Source organism: Shewanella sp. MR-4, assembly GCF_000014685.1.
GTDB lineage: Bacteria > Pseudomonadota > Gammaproteobacteria > Enterobacterales > Shewanellaceae > Shewanella.
On sequence record NC_008321.1, the window covers coordinates 829,673 to 853,965 of the forward strand.

18 protein-coding genes are annotated in these 24,293 nt (G+C 49.6%); 6 read left to right on the plus strand and 12 right to left on the minus strand.

Going from position 1 to position 24,293, the window contains the following annotated elements:
* Positions 1–95: 95 nt before the first annotated feature.
* Together SHEWMR4_RS03730 and SHEWMR4_RS03735 are read left to right on the plus strand one after the other, a co-directional pair.
* Positions 96–5,399: a PAS domain S-box protein gene (locus SHEWMR4_RS03730; protein ID WP_011621512.1), complete on the plus strand. Its 5,304-nt coding sequence runs from the start codon at positions 96–98 to the stop codon at positions 5,397–5,399.
* A 65-nt stretch (positions 5,400–5,464) separates the two neighbouring features.
* Positions 5,465–6,481, plus strand: a complete 1,017-nt coding sequence (locus tag SHEWMR4_RS03735; protein WP_011621513.1) for a two-component system response regulator — start codon at positions 5,465–5,467, stop codon at positions 6,479–6,481.
* A gap of 63 nt (positions 6,482–6,544) precedes the next feature.
* Here SHEWMR4_RS03735 and ygfZ read toward each other — a convergent pair whose 3' ends face one another.
* Complete coding sequence (ygfZ, locus tag SHEWMR4_RS03740) at positions 6,545–7,501, minus strand: tRNA-modifying protein YgfZ (protein WP_011621514.1); 957 nt, start codon at positions 7,499–7,501, stop codon at positions 6,545–6,547.
* A gap of 137 nt (positions 7,502–7,638) precedes the next feature.
* A complete protein-coding gene (gene serA / locus SHEWMR4_RS03745; RefSeq protein ID WP_011621515.1) occupies positions 7,639–8,868 on the minus strand; it encodes a phosphoglycerate dehydrogenase in 1,230 nt (409 codons plus the stop codon).
* 155 nt (positions 8,869–9,023) lie between these two features.
* Between serA and SHEWMR4_RS03750 the strand changes: the two genes are divergently transcribed.
* Together SHEWMR4_RS03750 and SHEWMR4_RS03755 are read left to right on the plus strand one after the other, a co-directional pair.
* On the plus strand, positions 9,024–9,632 hold the full coding sequence (locus SHEWMR4_RS03750) for a DUF2238 domain-containing protein (protein ID WP_011621516.1): 609 nt from the start codon (positions 9,024–9,026) through the stop codon (positions 9,630–9,632).
* Positions 9,633–9,999: 367 nt separating this feature from the next.
* Entirely contained in the window at positions 10,000–10,665 is a 666-nt protein-coding gene (locus SHEWMR4_RS03755) for a helix-turn-helix transcriptional regulator (RefSeq protein ID WP_011621517.1), read from the plus strand.
* 183 nt (positions 10,666–10,848) lie between these two features.
* On the opposite strand, the gene SHEWMR4_RS03760 is transcribed toward SHEWMR4_RS03755, so the two are convergent.
* Positions 10,849–12,357, minus strand: a complete 1,509-nt coding sequence (locus SHEWMR4_RS03760; protein WP_011621518.1) for a curlin — start codon at positions 12,355–12,357, stop codon at positions 10,849–10,851.
* A gap of 14 nt (positions 12,358–12,371) precedes the next feature.
* Complete coding sequence (locus SHEWMR4_RS03765; protein WP_011621519.1) at positions 12,372–12,791, minus strand: curlin; 420 nt, start codon at positions 12,789–12,791, stop codon at positions 12,372–12,374.
* A 401-nt stretch (positions 12,792–13,192) separates the two neighbouring features.
* Here SHEWMR4_RS03765 and SHEWMR4_RS03770 point away from each other — a divergent pair, with 401 nt between their 5' ends.
* Entirely contained in the window at positions 13,193–15,700 is a 2,508-nt protein-coding gene (locus SHEWMR4_RS03770; RefSeq protein WP_011621520.1) for a S8 family serine peptidase, read from the plus strand.
* 61 nt (positions 15,701–15,761) lie between these two features.
* Here SHEWMR4_RS03770 and SHEWMR4_RS03775 read toward each other — a convergent pair whose 3' ends face one another.
* The 8 genes from SHEWMR4_RS03775 to sfsA form a co-directional block, all read right to left on the minus strand.
* Entirely contained in the window at positions 15,762–16,283 is a 522-nt protein-coding gene (locus SHEWMR4_RS03775; RefSeq protein WP_011621521.1) for a hypothetical protein, read from the minus strand.
* A 289-nt stretch (positions 16,284–16,572) separates the two neighbouring features.
* The gene (gene panC / locus SHEWMR4_RS03780; RefSeq protein WP_011621522.1) at positions 16,573–17,418 is read right to left on the minus strand and encodes a pantoate--beta-alanine ligase; all 846 of its coding nucleotides are present in this window, start codon (positions 17,416–17,418) and stop codon (positions 16,573–16,575) included.
* A 51-nt stretch (positions 17,419–17,469) separates the two neighbouring features.
* Positions 17,470–18,264 (minus strand): 3-methyl-2-oxobutanoate hydroxymethyltransferase, encoded by a 795-nt coding sequence (gene panB / locus SHEWMR4_RS03785; protein ID WP_011621523.1) that lies wholly within the window; start codon positions 18,262–18,264, stop codon positions 17,470–17,472.
* A gap of 56 nt (positions 18,265–18,320) precedes the next feature.
* Entirely contained in the window at positions 18,321–18,809 is a 489-nt protein-coding gene (folK, locus tag SHEWMR4_RS03790; protein WP_011621524.1) for a 2-amino-4-hydroxy-6-hydroxymethyldihydropteridine diphosphokinase, read from the minus strand.
* Entirely contained in the window at positions 18,809–20,116 is a 1,308-nt protein-coding gene (locus SHEWMR4_RS03795; RefSeq protein WP_011621525.1) for a polynucleotide adenylyltransferase PcnB, read from the minus strand. The genes folK and SHEWMR4_RS03795 overlap by 1 nt, the downstream gene beginning before the upstream one ends.
* Before the next feature lie 282 nt (positions 20,117–20,398).
* Entirely contained in the window at positions 20,399–21,298 is a 900-nt protein-coding gene (gene gluQRS / locus SHEWMR4_RS03800; protein WP_011621526.1) for a tRNA glutamyl-Q(34) synthetase GluQRS, read from the minus strand.
* Positions 21,299–21,433: 135 nt separating this feature from the next.
* Positions 21,434–21,877: an RNA polymerase-binding protein DksA gene (gene dksA / locus SHEWMR4_RS03805; RefSeq protein ID WP_007644947.1), complete on the minus strand. Its 444-nt coding sequence runs from the start codon at positions 21,875–21,877 to the stop codon at positions 21,434–21,436.
* Between the two features lie 163 nt (positions 21,878–22,040).
* A complete protein-coding gene (gene sfsA, locus SHEWMR4_RS03810; protein WP_011621527.1) occupies positions 22,041–22,745 on the minus strand; it encodes a DNA/RNA nuclease SfsA in 705 nt (234 codons plus the stop codon).
* 231 nt (positions 22,746–22,976) lie between these two features.
* On the opposite strand from sfsA, the gene pepB reads away from it, so the two are divergent.
* Entirely contained in the window at positions 22,977–24,269 is a 1,293-nt protein-coding gene (pepB, locus tag SHEWMR4_RS03815; protein ID WP_011621528.1) for an aminopeptidase PepB, read from the plus strand.
* The last annotated feature ends 24 nt before the right edge of the window (positions 24,270–24,293 follow it).

The following is a 24,293-nucleotide window of genomic DNA, read 5'->3' on the forward strand; positions in this document are numbered from 1 at the left end:
TTAACTTTGAGATTGTCGATACCGCGTTCTTCGTTTACTTTATAAGAGCTACCCCAAAATGGGGAGACTTAACACGGGTACTTTGAGGCGACGCCATGGACAAAAGTAAACTTCGTACTTTTCGCAGCAAGATCTTATCCCATATTGCGCTGCCATTGATTCTAATCATGGCAGCCGTTTATGGTATTAATGCTTGGTTTAATTATCTTTCTGCCGAGAGCAAGCTTTACGATTCCTTAGCTCAGGCATCCAACCATTCCGCCTATCGCCTACAACTGCTACTCGAGCATGCGCAGATCAATACTCAAGGAATGGCGGATTTTATTGGGTTTATCACCAATAAAGAAGACATCAGTAACAGCGAGAAAATCAAACGGATACTCACCAATCGCCTCGAACGCAACCCCGATTTTTACGGCTCTGCCGTTGCCTTTAAGCCATACACTTTTGCAAATAAAAAACTCTTTTCTCCCTATGTTTTCCGTGATGGTGATGACTTCCATTACTTAGATATTGGCGCCGAAGGCTATGACTACACAGACGGCTCTTGGGATTGGTGGTCTAAGGCGATTAATCAAGCGGGAGGATATTGGTCTAAGGTTTACTTTGATGAAGGAGCCGGCAACACCTTAATGGTGACCTATTCTGTCCCCTTTGGTCCTGAAAATGCTTACTTTGGGGTAGCGACTGTCGATTTAGCCCTAAATCAATTACCCGAGCAGCTAGGTGTGTCACCGAGTCAGTTAGTGGTGCTCGATGATCAAGGACGGCTCATCTTCCACAGCGATAAAGAAAAAGTGCTCGCGATGACTTCGGCCGAATGGCTAGATAGGAATACTCGTCAGAATAAAGACTTTTGGGCGCTATTGGATAAGGGGGTGAATGGCCAAGCACGGTTTGTGGATGACAAGAACCTAGTCTACCTCGCCAGCGTTGCATCGGTCGCTAAGCATAAGTGGCGCGTGATTGTCATGGTGCCCGAGCAACAACTATTGTCTACGCTATTGGATGATATGGCCTCCGTGGTACTCAACCTCAGTTTACTGACGCTGCTGCTGATATTGACCTGCTATATCGCCGCGAAACGTCTGACGAGGCCGCTTGAAATGCTGGAGTCTGGTATTTTGGCCTTCGGTCAGGGGAAAACTCAACAATTAGCGATCCCTAACGGAGCCGTCAGTGAAATAGTCACCTTAAGCAGCACCTTTAATCAGATGGCGGAACTCCTCGCCGAACGTGAACAGGCGATTTTAGATTCCCGTGGAAATCGCTTTGCACGGTTAATCGACGGTATGAGTGATAAGTCATTCTACTGCTCGCTCGACGCTTCAGGGCAGCTGGCTCAGGTGAGTGAGGGGGTTACTAAGGTCTTAGGTATGTCGCCTGAGCTACTCAAGCGCAAGTATCAAAGATTATTTACCGCCAATCCCTTAAATGAAAAGAATTGGGAATATACAGACTTGGCCCTCAAGGGACAAAACGTACCCTCTCATCAAGTGGAATTACTCGATGCGGGTGGTCATCCGCGCAGGCTCGATCTCTTTATGCAGCCCCTAGTCTCAGATACGGGCGAGCTGATGTCGGTAGAGATGTTATTTACCGATGTGACAGAGCAGTTCTCCGCCGCGGCTTGGTCTAATGCCGTGCTCGAAGCGGCACCAGAGGCCATGTTAATCGTGGACCAAATGGGATTAATTGTCTTCAGCAATACTCGCTGCCAAATTCTCTTCGGTTACGAAGCCAGCGCAATGTTAGGGCTGCAGGTCGAATCATTATTGCCAGAAGCATTGCGTAGTAACCATGCCCGCGATCGCCTGCAATTTTTGCGTGAAGGGCGCGATCGCCCCATGGCCAATGCAAAGCATGTGCGGGCGCTCAAAGCCGATGGCGGGGAGTTTGTCGCCGAAATCGCCTTGAGTATTTTACCTGCCGATAACGAGGGGCGTCGCCAAGTGGCGGCTTCGATTCGGGATATGACCCAGAAGTTAGCCGTCGAGCAGAAAATTCGTGACAGCGAATTAAGGTTCCGCGGTCTGGTGACGAATATTCCCGGCGCCGTCTATCGTACCCGCATAGGCGATGTGTGGGTGATGGAATATGTCAGTGAAAACATTGCTGATATTACAGGTTATGCCGCAAGCCAGTTTATTGAGAATCGTCAACGCACCTTTGAATCGCTGATCTTGGAAGAAGATCGTGCCCTGTGCCATCAACATATCGATAGGGCGCTGGCGCAGCAGGAAACCTTTGAAGTGGAATACCGCATTCGCCATCGCGACGGCAGTGTGCGTTGGGTACATGAAAAGGGCAAGGCGAGTTATACCGATGAGGGCTTCCCGCTGTGGTTCGATGGCAGTATCGATGATATTACCGAGAGTAAGCTGGCTCTGGTCGAGCTTGAGAGTTCACGTCAGCAATTAACCAATATTACAGAGTCGATCCCTTGTACTGTGTATCAGTTGCGCTGGATTTCACCTGTCGATCGCACCTTTACCTTCTTATCTGGCGCGGCGTATCACATGCTTGGCTTACATCGCGATGATTTACTTAAAGATTTCAATATCATTGCCGAGCGGATTTTTGATGAAGAACGCTCAGAGGTTGTGCGTGCCTTAGCGGGCAAGAGTGAGGATAAATTGCAGTGGGTGCGTGAGTTCCGTTATCGCCACCCTAATGGCAGCACCCGTTGGATGGAGGCGGGAGCCAGCGGTCATATTTGCGATGATGGCGCCATTATCTGGAATGGCTATGTGATGGATATTACCGAACGCAAAGCCATGGAAGAAGAGCTTGCAGTGAGTGAAGCGCACTTTAAGGCATTGTTTGATGGCTCCACCATTGGCATTGTGAACATCGATGCTAAAGGGGTAATCCTCGATTGTAACGACCAATATTGTGAAGACATGGGCCAGTCCCGTGAGTCACTCTGCGGCATGTCGATTTTCGAGGTTTTAAGCCTACAGGATAAAGAAACCGCCAAGGCGCAGTTTAAGGAACTGGCGGAGGGCCGAGTCGATCATTATCGCGGTGAGCGAAGCTTTATTCGCCCCAATGGTGAACCGCTGTGGATGACGGTCAATGTGTCGGCACTCTTCGATAGCCAGAAACGGTTTGAATCGGCCGTGGTCAGTATGGTCGATATGACGGAGTTAAAACTGCTGTCTGACGAGCTGTTAGTCGCGAAGGAAGAGGCGGATGCAGCGAGTAAAGCCAAGGGTGACTTCCTCGCCAACATGTCCCACGAAATCCGTACGCCAATGAATGCGATTATCGGTATGTCGCAGCTTTGTTTGCAGACGGAACTCGATAAGAAGCAGAAAAATTATGTGGAGAAAATTGAGCGCGCCTCAAAATCCTTGCTCTCCATCATTAACGACATCCTCGACTTCTCCAAAATTGAAGCCGGTAAGTTAGATATCGAATCGGTTCCCTTCCAGCTCGATACTATGCTGGAAGATCTCAGCGATATGTTCTCCGAGAAAGCGGCCCATAAACAGCTTGAACTGTTGTTTGCAGTGGCGCCGAATGTGCCTAGGCACCTGTTTGGCGATTCGCTACGCCTTGGGCAAGTGCTGATCAACTTGATGAACAACGCAATTAAGTTTACCGAGCGGGGCGAAGTGTTGTTATCGCTCAACTTGGTTGAGCAGCAAAATGATGATGTGGTGCTGCGCTTTAGTGTGCGCGACAGCGGTATCGGCTTAACCGCCGAGCAGCAGGCCAAACTGTTTAAATCCTTCAGTCAGGCCGACACCTCGACCACCCGTAAATATGGTGGCACAGGCTTAGGGTTGGCGATTTGTAAGCAGTTAGTCGAACTGATGGGCGGCACTATTGGGGTTGAAAGCCAGTTCGGCCACGGCAGTACCTTCTACTTTACCGTTAAGTTGCAGATTTCTAGCGGTCAAAAGCTGACGGTTGCGCAAGAACTCGAAGGTATGTCAATTCTGGTTGCCGATGATAATGCCACCGCCCGTGACATCATGCGCACCACATTAGAGAGCATGGGCTTTAGGGTGGATACGGTGCGCTCCGGTGAAGAGGCTGTAACGCGTTGTAGCCAGCAGGAATATGCCGTCGCCCTGATCGACTGGAAAATGCCGAATCTTGACGGAATAGAAACGGCTAAGCAAATCAAACAATTGGCGAAGAACGCACCGCGGATCTTGATGGTGTCGGCCCATGCTACCCAAGAGTTCTTAAGCCAAATTGAAGCGTTGGGCTTGGCGGGCTATATCAGTAAACCCATCAGTGCCTCGCGGTTGCTCGATGGTATTATGAATTCCCTTGGTCGAGCTGGCGTCCTGCCTGTCAGACGTAACAGTGAGAGCATAGATCCTAAACTCCTGCTGCCGCTTAAGGGCAAACGTATCCTCTTGGTGGAGGATAACGAGATGAACCTTGAGGTGGCCACCGAGTTTTTAGAGCAAGTGGGGATTATCTTATCCATCGCCACCAACGGTCAGATAGCGCTCGATAAGCTGGCGCAGCAGAGCTTCGATCTGGTGTTGATGGATTGCCAGATGCCAGTGATGGACGGTTATCAGGCCACTCAGGCGATTAGAAAACGGCCAGAACTTGCCGAGTTGCCCGTGATTGCGATGACGGCTAATGCGATGGCGGGTGATAAGGAAATGTGTTTAAAAGCAGGGATGAATGACCATATCGCTAAGCCGATAGAGGTCAACTTGCTGTATCAAACCCTGCTTAAATACTTAGGTGCCGGTGTGCTACCGACCGAAGCTGCTTCTCCTAATCAATTGGTTGAAATCCCCGTTAAACCTATCAATCTGGATTCAAAGTCCGTCGTAAAATGGCCTGAACATCCGGAATTAGATATCGATAGGGGGTTACAGTTAGTTCAAAACTCAACCCGCCTTTATCAGCGGATATTTGATCGTTTTGTGACCAGTCAACGTAATGTGGTTGAGTTGATTAATAAAGCGCTCGCCAACGACAAGCGTGACGATGCCGTGCGGATGGCGCATACCTTAAAGGGGCTAGCGGGTAACTTAAGTTCCAGCAAGCTGGTGGAATTGGCGCGTCAACTGGAGCTGCACCTCAGCGAAAAGACGGAATACCAGACGGAGTTGGACCAAATCCAAGTCTTAGTCGCGTCGATTTGTGAAGCCATTGAGCGGGTTAACCCTCAGTTTGAAGAGCCAACTCAATCGGCGACAGAGCACTTGTCCCAGGAGGCGCTGGTGAGTGCCTTAAACCAATTGCGTCAAAGCTTGGAGGATGCCGATTCCGATGCGGTGACACAAATTGATGCATTAAAACCCCAAGTGAGTAGCAAGTTATGGCAGCAACTCAGCCCTGCGCTGACTATGATTAATCAGTATCAGTTCGATGAAGCGGTGGATTTGATTGATGAAGTGCTTGCGGAATTAGCATGAAGACCGGTCAATTGAAGAACGGTAGTTGACCATAAATAAAGCCACAGGATAAGGTGAAAGCGTTGATGGATAAGGCAACAATATTGGTCGTCGATGATACCCCGGAAAATATCGATATTTTAGTGGGCATACTCGGTGAGGATTATAAGGTCAAGGTGGCGATTGATGGACCAAGAGCACTCGCCCTTGTCGCCAAAACCCTACCGGATTTGATTTTACTCGACGTGATGATGCCCGGCATGAATGGTTATGAGGTGTGTAAGCTGCTTAAGCAGGAACCTCTAACTTGCCATATACCAGTGATTTTTGTGACCGCATTGTCTGAGGTGGCCGATGAGACCCAAGGGTTTGAATTAGGTGCCGTCGATTACATCACTAAGCCTGTTAGCGCCCCCGTGGTTAAAGCGCGGGTACGAACCCACCTCGCACTTTACGATCAAAAGCGCCTACTAGAGCAACAGGTGAAAGAGCGTACTCAAGAGCTTGAAGAAACCCGCTTCGAAATTATCCGTCGTTTAGGCCGCGCCGCCGAATACAAAGACAACGAAACGGGCCTGCACGTGGTGCGTATGAGCCATTATGCACGGCTGCTGGCCGTGAAATTAGGCTTGCCTAGCACCTTCTGTGAGCTGTTGTATAACGCCGCGCCCATGCATGACATCGGGAAAATCGGCACGCCCGATGCGGTGCTGAAAAAGCCCGGTAAGCTCGATGCCGATGAGTGGGAAATCATGCAACAACATGCCGCCATTGGCGCCGAGATCATTGGCGAACATGGCGATCCACTGCTGCAAATGGCGCGGCGCATCGCCTTAACCCACCACGAAAAATGGGACGGTTCGGGTTATCCCAATGGCTTATCGGGGGAGAATATTCCCATCGAGGGGCGGATAGTCGCGATAGCGGACGTTTTCGATGCGTTAACATCTCAGCGGCCTTACAAGGAGCCTTGGACCATTGAAGCCACGGTGGAGTTGCTCGAAAGCCAAGCGGGCAAACACTTTGACCCTAAGCTGGTGGACGAGTTTAAGCAAATTCTGCCCGAGGTGATTGCGATTCGAGATACTTATCTCGAACATTAAAAAAGAAAAGGCGCCTAAGGCGCCTTTTTTAACTCAAACTCTTATTAGCTTAATAACCGCAAACTATTCCTCTTCGAGCGAGTAGGGCAGCGCTTGGATCCCTAAGCTGGATTGCTCGTCATCAGCGAAACGCAGCTTGGCATTATTCTGGGTATCGTTTGCGAGCACGGCGGTCAGTAACACTTGATTGCCACGCTGCACGAACTCAATAATTTGTCCGCCCTTGCGGTAGCCATCTTCTAATGCAATCTCGATAACGCTTTCTAAATTAATCGTTAATGCTGTGGTGCCCTGAAGAATATAGAGTGCGCGCTTGTTACCACCACGGTATTTCATCCGGGCAACGGTTTCTTGGCCCATGTAGCAGCCTTTGTTAAAGCTAATGCCGTTGATCGCCTGTAGATTACACATCTGCGGAACATACTGATTGGCATGGCTTGGTGCTAGGTTAGGGTAACCTGCGGTGATTTCTAACGCTTGCCAAGCGCTGGCATCAAAGACTGTGTGCTCGCCCACTAAGGCCGTTGCCGCTTCTGGCTGTAGCACCAGAATAAAACGGTCTGCATCCTTTAGGATGGCGCCATGTTCAACCAGTGTGAGTTCTTCAGTGATTTCACCGAAGTGTTGAGTCACAAACGGCACTGCTTGTTCGCCCGCCACACCGAGTAAGGTCCACTCGTCAGAGGCATTGCTCAGTGTCGCCTTACTAAATACCGCATATTTTTGCAGTTGCGGCAGGTCTAGCTCTAGGGTGTCCTTTGGCATCAGCATCAACAGCACATCTTGGATGGCGAAGGTGCGGAAGCTGGCGAGCATCTTACCCTTAGGGTCGCAATGTGCGCCCCAGCGCCATTGGTTGGCTTCGAGTGAGCTGATATCCGTGGTGACTTGGCCATGGATAAAACTGCGACCCTGTTCGCCGACCACTTTGATGAGGCCGAGGTGGGATAGGTTGGCGAGCATAAGTGGAGGCATTGAGGCGTCCAGATCCCAAGTGGGTGTCGAAACTGCAATAGTCATAGCGGAGATCCTGAAAATGAAGACGATGCAAGAGGCTAGATTGTAGCGGAATTAAGCGGCGCTCAAAAGCATAAGGCGCACATATCTTGAATGAAATGTGCGCCTTATAAATACACTCAAGCTGAGTGCGAAAAGCCTTAGAACAATACGCGGGTGCGCAGAGTGCCTTCAATGGCCTTAAGTTCGACCAGTGCTTCCTCGGCTTGGTGAGTATCGACTTCCATCACCACATAACCGATTTCAGCAGTGGTTTGCAGATACTGAGCGGCAATGTTGATGCCTTTTTCAGAGAAAGCTTTGTTGATTTTGATCAGCACGCCAGGACGGTTTTGGTGAATGTGCAGCAAGCGCGAAATGCCTTTGTGCATTGGCAGCGACACTTCAGGGAAGTTAACCGCAGAAACGGTCGAACCGTTATCTGAGTATTTGGCTAACTTACCAGCCACTTCGATACCGATATTTTCTTGGGCTTCAGCAGTACTGCCGCCCACGTGCGGGGTCAATAGCACATTGTCTAAGCCACGTAATGGGCTGATAAATTCATCATCATTCGATTGTGGCTCGACAGGGAATACGTCGATTGCCGCGCCCGCAAGGTGACGCTCTTTAAGGGCAACCGTCAGGGCATCGATATCAACCACAGTGCCGCGTGAGGCGTTGATGAAGATGCTGCCTTTACGCATGGCTGCAAATTCTGCTGCGCTGATCATATCTTTAGTTTGCGCTGTCTCAGGGACGTGTAAGCTCACCACATCGGACTGTGCCAGTAATTGTTCCATCGAATGGATTTGCTGAGCGTTACCTAATGGCAGTTTGTCTTCGATATCGAAAAACACCACGCGCATACCTAAGGTTTCAGCCAAGATCCCTAGCTGAGTACCAATATGGCCATAACCTATCACACCTAAGGTTTTGCCACGGACTTCGTAACTGCCTGCGGCTGTCTTCATCCAGCCACCACGGTGGGCAATCGCATTACGCTCAGGAATGCCGCGCATCAACATGATGATTTCGCCTAATACCAGTTCAGCTACGCTGCGGGTATTAGAAAACGGTGCGTTAAATACCGGGATACCGAGCAATTCGGCGGTCGCCAGATCCACCTGGTTAGTGCCGATACAGAAACAACCAATCGCAATCAGTTTTTCGGCACGTTTTAACACGTCAGCGGTCAATTGGGTACGGGAACGAATACCAACAAAGTGAGCATCTTTGATGGACTCGAGCAGGGCTTCATCACCTAAGGAGGCTTTGTGATACTCGATATTGGTGTATCCAGCACGTTCAAATACATCGACCGCAGATTGGTGGACGCCTTCCAACAACAGGATCTTGATCTTATCCTTGTCCAGCGAATGTTTCGCCATGATATGGGTACCCTCTAATTAATTGAAATGGTTCAGTGTGATATGCTGACAGCCTTGGACCTCCAAAGTAGCACTTTTTTTGCTCACTGTGGAGGGCTAGATGGCTAAAGTTAATATTCTAGAATTAGAACAATATCGCATAAGAGGAAGGAACATTGAATAACAAAATTGCTTGGTGCGGTATTTACCTCTCAGTTTTAATATGGTCGGCGATAAAACCCGCAGATCCATTCACTTGGTGGCTCGAAGCCTTGCCCGCATTAGTGGCCGTGCCCTTACTCTTTTTTACCCGCAAGCGTTTCCCGCTGACGCCCTTAGTGTATTTTTTGGTACTGGTACATTGCTGTGTGTTGTTTGTTGGCGCGCACTATACCTACGCCGAAGTGCCGCTGTTTGACACTATTGCCCAGTGGATGGGCAGCGAGCGCAATAACTACGACAAGGTTGGGCATTTTGCTCAAGGCTTTATTCCTGCCATGCTAGCCCGTGAGATTATGTTACGTAATCAAGCTGTTAAGCCTGGTGCTTGGTGTGCCTTTTTAGTCACCTGCTTTGTGTTGGCCTTTAGTGCCTTCTATGAACTGATTGAATGGTGGGTGGCCGCTGCAACTGGCGAAGGCGCCGAGGCCTTCTTAGGCACTCAGGGTTATGTGTGGGACACGCAATCGGATATGTTTTTAGCCCTAATAGGTGCCATTGTCGCGTTAATCAGTTTATCGCGTGTTCAGGATAAGCAAATAGCCAAACTTGTCGGTCAAGCTTAAACTCGAACCCTTATCGATAAATGCCCTCGAAGCTTCCATTCGAGGGGATTTTTTATTCCTCAAGTTGTCATCTTTTGCTGTTAGTTTTTTGTTTAAACTTTCGATTGAGTATCTTATAGACTAAGGTGCTGTTCCGACTGAATAGGATTAAGTTCTAGGATTAATCACTGCCTAATGGTGAATTCTTGGTCTGTTAGTCGAACTGACTATATAAAAAGAGTGATTATTTAGTACATTTGGGTGATGGCATTCATGCGGTAACTAGTCAGAATGGGCTATGTTAATTAATTGTACTTTGTGTACATTTGCCCTCTTCAGTTCAGCATTAGGTTATAAAAACTAAATACTTTTCAGGGAGAAGAGTAAAGTGAATACTATCAACGAGTTAGTTTTTCTGCATCAAGTGGCTGCGCCTTGCCATTTAGCGATACTCGCAGAATCTATCGGATTAAAAACACGGATTGTTAAACAGGCTTCCGAGCTAAATTTAGATAAAGGGCAACGCAGTTTTTGCCTTATCGCCCAAAAAGGCGCTGCCTTAGATAATAAAGGCATTCCGCTGTTGGCCTCACGTCTGGTGCCCCATGTTCCCGTCGCTTTGTATCAAGTCGAGCGTAATTCCTTAGACCAAGAGTCAGCCATGTTGCTGGGGATCCGCGGTCTGTTATTTGCGGATCAGCGGATGGATTTGATGCTAACGGGGCTGCGCAAAATGGTGGCCGATGAGCTTTGGTACGATAGAACCTTACTCAGTAAGATGTTTCGCCGGGTGGTGCAAAAGTTGGATGGGCAAAATGATATGCCCGCCGATACCGTTGCCATGTTGCAAGCGCTTACCTCAAGGGAGCGAACCATTATTCAGTTCGTCTCTAGCGGCGCGCGTAATAAGGAAATCGCCCATCGACTCTGCATCAGTGAACATACGGTGAAGGCGCATATTTCCTCTATTTTCCGTAAGACCCAGTCCCGCAATCGTGTTGAGCTATTGCGTTGGGCTCAGACCTATCAAACACATTTTGAGTTTTGCAGTTAAGCTCAAAGCTTAAGCCTTAAACGCACTAAGGTGAGTTGCGAGTGAACTGGGCGGTGATTTACGTCGGCAAGATAAGACGAGCGGCAACTCACTTTTGTGCTTTATACGCAAATAAAAACGGGAACATGATTCATGTTCCCGTTTTTATTGGGCCGCCTACAGCAGACGGCCTATCGATAGAGATTAGTACTGAACAACGGTCGCAACGTTCATATCACCGGTTTGGTTAACGCTGATGCTGTTGCTGTTGCCTGCTTGCGAACCGACAACTAAGTTGTCATTACCAGTTTGGGTGATCATTAGGCTGTTGTTATCACCACGCACACCGAATGAGTTTGATGCGAATGAAGTGCCGCTATCGCCACCCACCCAGTTACCGTTACCCGCTTGAGTGATTTGAGCTGAGTTTTCATCACCTTCGATGATTAAATCGATAAGGTTCAGATCGCCACGGTGTTGCAGTGCAGTCACATCGGCGTTGTTGTTACCCGTTACACTGATGATAGTCTCATTTTGATCACCATCTTGCTCAACATCCACTTCGTTGTCGTTACCCACTGCATCCACATAAGCGAAGTTCGTATCACCTTCTTGGCTGATTTCGATGCTGTTGTCTTCACCTGTTGCGAAGGCAACCAGCTCGTTGTTATCACCCTTAGAAGATAAGTCGAAATCGTTGTCAGTACCGTAAGCACCAAAGGTCGCGAAGTTAGCATCACCACGTTGTTTTAAGTCAACGTCGTTGCTATCGCCCCATACTTGGAACTCTGCACCGTTGCTGTCGCCACGTTGCTTGATAGTGATATCGTTGTCGTTACCTTGGATGTCGGCAACTAAAGTATCGCCTACAGTATTGCGGTTGCCGTCTTGGGCGATATCGATGCTGTTGTCATCGCCTGTGGTCATTGACAGGTAAGCAGTGTTGCTGCTGCCTTCTTGTTTCATGGTGATGTCGTTTTCGCTACCTGCTAAGGCGTAAACGAAACCAGTGTGGCTGTCACCCTTTTGATAGATATCGACGCTGTTGTCGTTACCCGCGATGCCTTTAGCCGCACCAAAGTTGTTGTTACCAATCTGTTCAACCGATACGTCGTTGTTATTGCCCACGTTAGCGGTCAGGTCGAGTGCGATTAAACCCGCTTGGTTGTTGCTACCGTATTGCTTGATGTCGCCATCGTTGTTATCGCCTTGAACGCGGAATACTGCGAGGTTAGCATCACCTTCTTGTTCTACGAAGGCGCTGTTTTCGTTGCCAGTGATTTCAACGTAGCTTTCGTTCACTTCACCTAATTGGTTCACAGAAACTAGGTTGTCGTTACCAGCTATGTCGTTGCTGCTTTGGTTGAAGAAACCATCCTGCGCTACTTCAGCTTCGTTGTTATTGCCAGTGACGTTAACTGACGCAACATGCCAATCCGTTTGTTGAGTCACAGTGACTTGGTTGGCATCACCCGTTGAGTTAACTTGCGCTTCATGCCACACACCGTCTTGCAATACGGTGGCAACTTGGTCGTTACCCGTTTGAGTAACTGCTGCAGCGTTAATTAACCCTGTTTGCGCCACTAAGGTGTCTTGACCTTGGCCAGTTTGTTCAACGCTGATGTCGTTAATCAGACTGGCAGCAAATGCTTGGCCACTTAAGCCAGTTGCAATAGCTAGCGCAATGAGTGATTTTTTCGCTTGTGATTTCATGTGACTCTCCCTGTTTAATACTGAGTTATTGAGATTGCAGCACCATCTGCAATCTGCTGGATCGAAAAATTGCCGCTTCCTAGTTGGTTCAATTGCACCAAATTGTCATTGCCAATCTGGGTGATTGAAGCCGTGTTTTGAGTGCCGACTTGCAGTAGTTGGACTTCATTGTTGGAACCAATCTGTGTCACAAGCGAAACGTTGTCGTTACCTGCTTGCGTCGCATAGGCGCTGTTATCGCTGCCCGATTGGATCACTATCGCTTGGTTTGCCGTACCTTGCTGCACTAGGTCGATAAGGTTATCGCGCCCAGAACGCTCAATGAGCGCCTGCAGGGTAATGGGCAGTTCACTGACATCCGCCGCTTGGCTGGGTGACAGACAACTACATAACAAGATGAGCAGTACCAAAAAGCGTGTTAATAGACTTGGCACAAGTGACTCCTTGTATGTATAGGTGTTTTGGCTGGCTGAAAAACACACCAACCAATTCAGGCATCAAGGTACGAGTCATAGGGCCGAGAGACAATTGGCCGAAAGGGTATTTATTTGTTGGGGAACAATAGCCAGCTAGGTAGGATTAACTTTTGTTAATCCTATGATAAATCAGTTTATTGTCTATGTGTGCGCCGTACGTCTTCCCTTTTAACCTACCAAGTCGGTCTAGTAGTTAAGTCGTATTTCGCAGTGGGCGGCTTTTTTAAGTTGAAACATTATGGCAACAATTTACCGGCAAACATACTGGATGTTCGTCGCTATTATCCAATCAATTTTGAGCGGAGGCTGCGTAATTGCGGTTCCAGAATTTCAACGTAAAGGACTATAGGAAGCTCAATATGTCGATAAAACTCTCACCACTGGCGTTAGCAATTGCAGGAGCGATGACACTGTCAGCCGTGCCCGCTATGGCAAAAGATGCCCCTGTCTATGAAAAAGATGCCATTCTCGTGGTGTATAAAGACAATGCGACGAAGGCGGAGCGCTCGGCGGCTCAGCGTTTAATTCGTGGCACCTTAACCGATGCCAATGCGGACGGTGTCGATGATAAGTTCCAGCATTTACTCAATGGCAAATTGGCACGTTTAGCCCTGCGTAAGGGCGCCAATATTGAAGATGCGATTAAGGTGATTAGCCGTCATCCGGCGGTGAAATATGCCGAACCTAACTATATTCTTAAGGCGATAGGCACGCCTGACGATCCAAGCTTTGCTAGCCTGTGGGGCATGAATAACACGGGACAAAACGGTGGCACCGTCGATGCGGATATCGATGCACCAGAAGCGTGGGAAATCACTACCGGCAGTTCGGATGTGGTGATTGGGGTGATTGACACTGGGGTGGATTACAATCATCCCGATCTACAGACCAACATGTGGGTGAATGGTGGCGAGATCCCGGGTAACGGTATCGACGATGACGGCAACGGCGTGATCGACGATGTTCATGGTTACAGCGCGGTCAACAATAACGGTAACCCAATGGACGGTAACGGCCACGGTACACATGTGTCTGGCACTATTGGCGCTAAAGGCAATAACGGCGTGGGTGTCGTTGGGGTGAACTGGGACGTTAAAATCGCCGCCTGTCAGTTCCTCGATGCCGATGGTTATGGTTCTACCGCAGGCGCGATTGCCTGTTTGGACTACTTTACCGATCTTAAGGTTAATCATGGCGTGGATATCAAAGCTACCAACAACTCTTGGGGCGGCGGCAGCTTTAGCCAAGCATTAAAAGATGCGATTGAAGCGGGTGGTGAAGCAGGCATTTTATTTGTTGCAGCAGCAGGTAACGATGCGGTCGATAACGATGCCAGCCCACATTATCCCTCAAGCTACGATTCGGATGTGGTGTTGTCTATTGCCAGTACCGACCGTAATGACCGTATGTCAGATTTCTCCCAGTGGGGCTTAACCAGTGTTGATATGGGCGCGCCTGGCACGGCGATTCTGTCAACCATCCCAGGCGGTGGCTATGCCACTTACTCTGGTACCTCAATGGCGACGCCCCACGTGACAGGTGCGGCGGCACTCGTGTGGTCATTAAATCCAGATCTCTCGCCAGTAGAAATGAAATCCTTACTGATGGCGTCGGGTGATGCGAATGCGGACCTCACTGCTAAAACCGTGGCAGGTACGCGCCTCAATGTGGCAAATGCCTTAGAGCAGGCAAACCCATCTCCTAGCTATAAGTTTACAGTATCGCCAGCATCGCAATCGGTGGAAGCGGGTAACACGGCAAGTTATAACTTTAGTGTCGGTAGTGTGGCAGGGTGGGAAGGTGATGTGGCTCTTAGCGTAGCCGTGTCTCCAGCGCTTGAAGGCGTATCCTTATCAGCCTCAACTGTTTCTGCGGGTGGTTCATTTACCTTAGATGTTGCGACAACGGCGCAAACTGCTTGGGGTGATTACAGCATCACAGTAACAGGTACCGATGGCACCATTGAAAAGTCTAAAGTCGTTTCACTGAATGTGTTCCCTCAGGGATTAAATGACTTTAGCTATGGCAATGAAAACGCTGTTGCTATCCCTGATAACAACGCTAATGGCGTGGTGAGCACTATCGACGTGACCGACGATGTGCAGATTTTTGGTGTGACCGCCGATGTGAATATCAGCCACACTTGGATTGGTGACTTACGTGTCGTGTTAACCTCTCCAGCGGGTACCGAAGTGGTTCTGCATAACCGTGAGGGCGGCAGCGCCGACAACATCGTTAAGAGCTGGGACTTAAGCGCGTTTGACGGTGAAAATGCCCAGGGTACTTGGTCATTATCTGTTGACGACAATGCGGGCGCGGACACGGGGACCCTGAATAACTGGGGCTTAGTGATCAGCGGTTTAGGTGAAGCCTCTCCTGCGGCACCTGTTGCAGGTTTCGAGTATGCGGTTGAAGGCTTAAGCGTTGCCTTTACTAACACTAGTACCGATGCAAACGATGATATCGTGAGCTATAGCTGGGATTTTGGTGATGACACAAACTCTAGTGAAATGAACCCAAGCCATGTGTTTGCTGCCGCTGGTACCTACAGAGTGTCGCTTACCGTGACTGACGCCATGGAGCATAGCAACACTGTGACCATGGAAGTGCAAGTGTATGAGCATAGCATCAGTGCTGCTGTGACTCGTGCGTTAGTCTCTCGCCGTGGCAGTGCTATGGTTGACCTCACATGGGATAGCGCTTTAGGTGAAAGCGTCGCCCTGTACCGTGATGGCGAGTTAGTGGCCACGACTGAAAACGATGGTAACTACCGCGATCGCTTCACAACGACGGCATCGAGTGTGACGTACCAAGTGTGTGAAACCACAGGCTCACTCTGTTCTGCGGCGGTTGTCGCGCAGTTCTAATGAAGCCATAAATTAACAAGGCGACCCTAGGGTCGCCTTTTTTGTTCTCTAGACTCGAAAGCTAAGGTTTTTCTTTCACTTCCTCAGGCTCGGTTTCGGCGGAAATTTGTGTTTTCCTGTCGGATAACTGCTGTATTGCCTGGGTGTTATTTGAGGTTAAGCCATTAAAATGATAGTTAATTTTATTGAGCTGGCTGATGTATTCAGGGTCATCCTTTTCCTTATGTTGCCAGTAACGCTGCCGCTCCAATTTTTGTAATTCACTGGCCCTTAGGATTTCAAAATAGCTGTTTTCCTGCTTTAGCCGATACAGCTCGGCATCGAGCAGTTGCAGCAATTTTTCCTTAGAAATCGTTTGGCTATTGAGTAAGGATTGCAGCGGGTCGACAGGCGTCTCGCGTTTGTCTGAATCGGTTTCCGTGGTGATCCCTAGCTGATACTCAATCTTATGTTGGCTATATTCCTGTGGGCAGGCGGTTTGGCTAAAGACGACCTTATCGTCCTTGCGACATTTATAGACAGTATTCGCCAGCGCCGTTGTTGGCAGTGCCATACAAATAAGAGTCACTATGAGTCTTGCCATTCGACGACAGATCCTTTGTATCCGCGATGATGAATAAAATACGTATTGCTACTGCGCCAGATTGAAGCTGAGTCTGCGTGTTCTTTAAACTCTAGCAGCTATATATCTGAGGGGCAGAAATACTTGTTACTGAGCATTAACAACCGTGAATACTATGGCGTAACTCAAAGAATAAAACCAGTTTTTTGACGATGGAATTTTTTTGACACTCAATAGATTGAGACGCGTCTGCGCAGAACCGCACAAACAAAAAAGGAGCCTAAGCTCCTTTTTCTCATGCTTAAAACCCTTAGCGGTCGAAGCGCAGATTATCGATAAGACGCGCTTTACCTAAGTAAGCGGCGGCCAAAATAACTAGTGCTTGATCCTGTGGCTCGGCATTCGCCAGGGTGGTAGCATGGCGAACTTCTAAGTAATCCGGGGTAAAGCCTGCGGCGATAAGGCTCGCTTTGGCTTCCTCTGTGACTTGTTCGATGCTAACGCCTTGTTTGATGCCTTGCGCCATAGCATCGATGGCTTTTTTCAACGCCGGCGCGGCGGCTTTTTCTTCCTCTGTCAGGTAGCCATTGCGTGAACTCATGGCTAAGCCCGAGGCTTCACGAATGGTATCTACACCAATAATTTCAATCGGCAGTGACAAGTCTTCAACCATAGTGCGGATCACTAACAGTTGTTGATAATCCTTATTACCAAAGAAAGCGACATCGGGCAGCACTATGTTGAACAGTTTGCAGACGATAGTTGCCACGCCGCGGAAATGACCGGGACGACTGGCACCGCAGAGTACATCGGAAATTCCCGGTACTTCGACATAGGTTTGCTGCGCCAAGCCTTTGGGATAAATAATCGCTGGCGTTGGGGTGAACAGCAGCTCGGCACCCGCAGCGGTCAGCGCTTGGCTATCGGCCTCTAAGGTGCGCGGGTAGGCATCGAGATCTTCGTTCTGTCCAAACTGCATGGGATTCACGAAGATTGATACGACCACATGGTCGCACTTCTTCGCTGCTTCTTTCACTAAGGTGATGTGTCCCTGATGGAGATTGCCCATGGTCGGCACAAAGGCGACGGTCTCGCCCTGGGCACGCCATGCCCGCACTTGAGTACGAATATCATCGATATGGGCGCTAGTGATCATTAACTCTTACCTTGCTAAAACTTGAAATTAGTTGAACCTGTGCTCTGACTCTTAGCTAAATGTGTGCTCTGAACTTGGGAAGGTGCCATTGGCCACTTCTTCAATATAAGCGCGTACTGCCGAGCGGATTTCACCCGTTTGCTTGAGGTAGTTCTTTGAAAAACGTGGAATATAACCACTCGAAATACCGAGCACATCGTGCATCACTAGGATCTGACCATCTGTGGTGGCGCCAGCGCCGATGCCGATCACTGGGATAGTTAATGCTTGAGTGATGGCGGTGGCGAGAGATTCCGGAATACATTCAACCACTAAGAGTTGTGCGCCAGCAGCTTCTAAGGCTTTGGCTTCATCGAGAATGCGCTGGGCATTTTCAGCATCGCGGCCTTGTACTTTAAAGCCACCAAAAACGTGTACCGATTGCGGGGTAAGGCCCAAGTGGGCGCAGACAGGAATACCGCGCTCGGTCAGTTTAGTCACGGTTTCGAGTAACCAGTGACCGCCTTCCAGCTTCACCATATTGGCACCCGCCTGCATCAGTGCAGTGGCGTTTTCCATTGCTTGTTCTGGCGTGGCGTAACTCATAAATGGCATGTCGGCGATCAGCAGTGAACGCTCGATACCGCGACGCACACAACGGGTGTGGTAAGCAATATCGGCTGTCGTGACAGGCAGCGTATCATCGTGGCCTTGCAGAACCATTCCCAAAGAATCGCCGACCAGTAGCACATCGATGCCTTCGCCGTCGAACGCACTGGCAAAGCTGGCATCATAGGCTGTCAGAGCGGTGAATTTTCTACCTTCCTGTTTGTATTTCAACAGGGTTGAGCTAGTAACTTTAGACATATGGGTGATCTTCAAACCAAATAGAAGTGGTGTTATAAGCTAACTTGGGGCTGACTTCAATGATCATTGCCCAGTAGTTGTAACTCGGCCAAGTATTTTTCACTGATAAGGCTGCGTAGCGGCGTTTTACAGGGTAACACCAGATCCGGTGCTATGGCCGCCAAGGGCACTAGCACAAAACTACGCTCCTTCATGCCGTAGTGCGGCACTTTGAGTCTGGGCTCATCGATAATGGCATCGCCATATAAGAGTAAGTCGAGATCTAAGGTTCTGGGGCCCCAACGTTCTTTACGGACGCGGCCCTGAGTGTTTTCAATCTCTTGCAGTGCATCTAACAGGGCGATGGGCGCCAGAGAGGTCTCAAAGCTGGCAACGGCATTGATATAGTCGGGTTGCACTACGTCACCCATGGGAGCTGAGCCGTAATAGGGCGATACCTTGAGGCTTTGATTTTCAGCCAAGGCGGACAAGGCCGCAACGGCATTGTCCAATTGAGCTTTGGGATCTTCAAGATTTGCCCCGAGGGCGACAAAAACTTGAGTCATTATTCTTCGGCTTTGGCTTTCGCGGCACTTGGGCGGCGGCGACGGCGCTGTGGAGCGTTACGGTTACGATTGCCCGAGGCTTTGTTACCACTGCGGGCAATGGCTAAACGTTCGGTTTCATCTGCTTCAACAAACTGTTGCCACCATGCCGCACTCTTAGCGACATTGCCACCTTCGACTTCGCCGCGCAGTAACAGTAAGTCGTAGGCGGCTCTAAATTTAGGATGCTCTAACAGTTTAAAGGCGCGCGTGCCTTGGCTGCGATCGAAGCGTAACTGCAATTGCCAGATGTCTTTTGCTGGAGTGCTGAAACGGCGTGGAATGCTAATAGTTTGGCATTGCTGCTCAATCACATCACCCATGGCGGCAAAAAATGCATCGTATAAGGTCAGGCCGCTCTCGACCGCGATATCTTCGGCGCGTTGACGTAGTGGATACCAAAGGATCGCCGCATAGAAGAATGACGGAGTGACAGGTTTATCTTCGTTCACGCGCGTATCCGTGCTCTTCATAATGGCTTGCACCATTTTCATAGCAGGGCCTTTCGGCGCTTCTTTTAGCAGAGCATCCACTTGAGGGAATAGGGGCTCGAATAGCTTATATTCCTGCATCATCTCAAAGTTGGCCATGGCCTTACCGGCGAAGAAGAGTTTCAGTACTTCTTCATACATGCGGGCGGCAGGAATGTCTTTGAGCAGCGGTGCTAATTGTTTGATAGGTTTAGCGGTCACTTCATCGATAGTCATGCTGAGCTTAGTGGCAAAACGCACGGCTCTGAGCATACGTACCGGATCTTCACGGTAACGGGTTTCGGGATCGCCAATCAGCCTTAAGGTTCCCGCCTTAAGATCATCCATACCGCCGCCATAGCTGCGGATAGAGTAGTCGCTGATATCGTAGTAAAGGGCGTTAACGGTAAAATCGCGGCGCTCTGCGTCTTCATCGATTTCGCCATACACGTTATCCCTGAGCAAACGCCCTTCGGCATTGGCTTTGGAAATTTTTTCATTACTTTCACCGTGGTGGCCACGGAAAGTAGCCACTTCAATCACATCGCGGCCAAACACAATATGGGCGAGGCGGAAACGGCGGCCCACCACACGGCAATTGCGGAATAACTTTTTAATTTCTTCCGGGGTTGCATTGGTGACTACGTCGAAGTCTTTCGGTTCGAGTCCGAGGAGCAAATCCCGTACACCCCCACCGACCAAATAGGCTTGAAAACCTGATTTATTCAATCGGTATAGTACTTTAAGTGCGTTTTCGCTGATCTGCTTACGGGAAATCGAATGCGCGTCCCGCGGCACGAGCGATAAGCTTAAGCCGCCTGAAGTGAGTTCTGGCGTTTGGGGTTCAATCTGAGCTGGAGTCGGAGCGGTCGTTTTAGGCGCGTCTTCAAATAGCTGCTTGCAGAATTGGCTGATACGGCGAAAAATGGGACACCTCGGAATGTATCTGTTATGTGATTAAAAATCTGGCGGCTATGATATACCAATTGCGCTCCGATGGGTATATCGCGATTTTTGAGCTATGCCACGACTTAGCGCTGATAAAATGATGCTTTTTGGCCGATAACTCGCTCATCCGCCCTAAGGGGCTATCAAGATTTCCCGCTGTTTAGGGATAGCCGATGGCTGAAACTGGGCCACTGCCTGGGCCAGCATTTGCGGCGCCGTCGTCGGCTCCACCGGCGCTTGGCCTAAAAAGGCGAGGGCAGCATTGAGACTCGCCTGCGGATGCTGTTTATCGATAGCCTGCGCATGGTTTTGTTTCGATAGCTTAAATCCCGGCGTCAAACAGGCTAAGGGTAAATGCAGCCACTGCGGCGCGCTTAGGCCAAAGGTTTGATATAGGCTTAATTGGCGGCAACTGGCTTCGATTAAATCGTAACCTCGCACCACTTCGGTAATGCCTTGATAGGCGTCATCGAGCACCACGGCGAGTTGATAGGCATAAAGTCCATCGCTGCGTTTGATAATAAAATCTTCGGCGGCAAAGGCTTGGTCCACTACGACCTTTCCCATCAGATTATCGCTAAATTCGGCCACTTGCGCACGATTCACGATGCGGATCGCGCCCGATTGATGCGGTGTGGCTAACCGATGGCAGCGGCCATCGTAAATTCCGCCCATGGCTTGGATCTGTTTGCGGCTGCACTGGCAAAAGTAGGCGTTATCCTCGGCGAGTAACTCATCGAGCTTGGCTTGATAGGCCTCGGTGCGGTCACTCTGATACAACACTTCATCGTCCCACTCGAAGCCGAAGGCCTCTAAGGTACGTAAAATATCATCGGCAGCGCCAGCAACTTCCCTTGGAGGATCAATATCTTCTACACGAATTAACCACTTCCCGCCTAAGGAGCGCGCCCGCAGATAACTACCAAGGGCAGCGATAAGCGATCCAAAGTGCAGCGCGCCAGAAGGCGAAGGGGCAAAACGACCTACATAGGGACGCAAAGCTGAAGTGTCAAAGGTGTGAGTTGCCATCATAGGAATTTGCAGGTGTAGCCAGTCAAAGTGGCCATATTTTAGAGGGATGCGAATAAAAAAGCGAAGTGAAACAGGGAAGGTAATGCAAGGCGCATAAACAAGTAGGCGGGGAAATCCCCGCCCGAAGATGGCCGATTAACCCGCCATTTGCTTCTCTTTGATCTCTGCAAGCGTTTTACAGTCGATACATTGATCGGCCGTTGGACGCGCTTCGAGACGGCGAATGCCGATTTCGATACCGCAAGAATCGCAGAAGCCAAAATCGTCTTCTTCGATTTTTTGAAGGGTTTTTTCGATCTTCTTGATCAGTTTACGTTCTCTGTCGCGCGCACGCAGTTCGAGACTGAACTCTTCTTCCTGTGCTGCACGGTCTACAGGATCGGGAAAGTTTGCTGCTTCGTCCTGCATGTGACTCAGAGTACGGTCGACCTCTTCACGCAACTGATTGCGCCAAGCTTCAAGAATTGTCTTGAAGTGACCCAGTTGCTTAGCGTTCATATACTCCTCACCCGGCTTTTCCTGGTAGGGACTTACACCTGCGATAGCGAGTACGCCAAGTTTTTTGGTGCCTTCAGGCATAACGCATCTCCTGTCATCATTTGCGTTTGTAGGGCGTCCTTAAGAACGGCCGCTATCTATATCAGAATCTTTACAACGAGGCAAATTTTTCATTTCACCTTGGCAGAATTTTTTGACTGCCTTCGCTAATTGAAATGAAAAAGCATTTTACTCAATCTTAACATCATACTCGGACTGGACACGATTGGGCTAGATGTATCTCATCGGGGGAGATTTCGCAGCGATAGGCTAACACTTCTACGCCAGATAAGATTGCTTTTTTCAATAAGTTAGCATATTCCGGGTCGATATGTGCCGCGGGGGCCACGCTGTGGATGTCTGTGTGTTGCACCACAAATAGCAATACGGCTCTGTGCCCAAGGCTCGCCATATGCATTAATTCCCGTAGATGTTTTTGGCCGCGAAGGCTCACCGCATCGGGGAAATAGCCTTGACCATCTTCAAGCAAAGTACAACTTTTGACTTCTATATAACAGGCGGGTTTTTGAGCGGATTCCAGTAGAATATCGATGCGACTATTCTCATCCCCATACTTCACCTCGCGACTTAAGCTGTCGTAACCTGTCAGTTCAGTGATGATACCTTTATTAAGGGCTTCCTCGACCAGGGCGTTGGCATTGCCCGAATGAATGCCGATAAGGCCACCCGTTGGCGTGGCCATTAACTCCCATGTGTGGGCGTACTTGCGCTTAGGATTATTTGAGGTCGAAAACCACACCGTTTCGCCGGGGAACAGACAGTTACGCATTGAGCCGGTATTGGGACAATGCAGGGTGATTTCAGTGCCGTCTTCGAGTTGAACATCGGCGAGAAAACGTTTGTAGCGTTTGAGTAACTTTCCCGGTTTCAGTGCTGGACTAAAGTGCATGCTATAACCTGTATCTAGGCATTCTGGCGCCTAAGACTAACAAATTTCGCAAATGTTTACAGATTTTACCTAGGTAACTTAGGCCGATGGCTTTCAGTCCTCGGCCGCTGGCAGTAAACTGCCGCCAACCAGGTCGTACTGTGTATACCCCAAAAGCTTGAGGATGCTGATACTCGTCTCCTTAATTGACATGGGTATAAAAGCAAGAACAAATCAACATAAGGACCCCTCATGAGTGAACTTAAAGTGACTGAAGTGATGAGAGTTGAGTTAACCAAAGATACCCCCGCAGCCCATTGGGGCAAAGCTGATGTGACCTTCAATGCCGAAGGCGCATTAGTCCACTTAGGTGGCGGCGATGAGCTGCGCCAAATTCAAATGGCGGCGCGTAAATTACGTAATCAAGGGATTAACACCGTCGCCTTGGCGGGGTCTCTTTGGGATCTCAATAGCCAATGGGTCTTCGCCCAAGGTTTTGCCACAGCTAAACCCGGTTATAAGATCCAATGGTGCGGTGATGACGCAGTGCAAGCCGAGTTACAACGTCGCTTAGAAGTGGCGACATTTGCCCGTCAACTGATCAACGACACCCCTGAAAATCTGTCTCCGGTGAAACTGGCGCAGCAAGCAGCCAAATGGTTAGCCGATATCGGTGGCGCTAAGGTGAGCTACCGTATCATTGAAGGCGAAGCATTATTAGAAGAGCAATGGATTGGTATCCATGCCGTAGGCCGTGGCAGCGAGCGTCCACCAGCGATGTTAGAGCTAGACTTTAACCCGCTGTCAGCCGATGCCCCAGTATCTGTTGCCTTAGTCGGTAAAGGGATTACCTTCGACTCAGGCGGTTATAGCATTAAAGCCTCTGAAGGCATGCTGGGTATGAAGTGCGATATGGGCGGCGCCGCAACGGTTACCGCAGCACTGGGCCTTGCGATTAAATCGGGCCTGAACAAACGCGTTAAGTTATTCCTCTGCTGCGCAGAAAACCTCATTAGCGGCCGCGCCTATAAGCTGGGTGATATCCTCACTTACAAAAATGGCGTGACAGTCGAAGTGGTTAACACGGATGCCGAAGGTCGTTTAGTGCTGGCCGATGGTCTGCAAGCGGCTTCTGCGACGGGTGCACCTTTTATTATCGATGCGGCAACCTTAACTGGCGCAGCTGTGATGGCGGTGGGCTCTAACTACAACGCGATTTTCTCGCCTCAGACTGAAGTGTTACAGCTGGCGCAGCAAAAGGCGTCGACAGTGGCCGAGCGTGTATGGCCATTGCCATTGGATCCTTGGCACAAAGACATGTGCCCATCTGCCTATGCAGATACCGCAAACAGTCGCCCTGTAAAAGGTGGTGGTGCAGGTGGTGCCTCGAATGCGGCGGGCTTCCTGTGGCGTTTCGTTTCGCCAGAAGCGAAATGGTTACACGTTGATTTAGCGGCGGCCTTCGAAGATTCGGCTTCTGCACTATGGGGCGCAGGTGCGACCACCAATGGCGTGCTGACCATCAGCGAACTGATTAAAGGTTAAGTTTGCCTTTGCGACTGCAGCTCG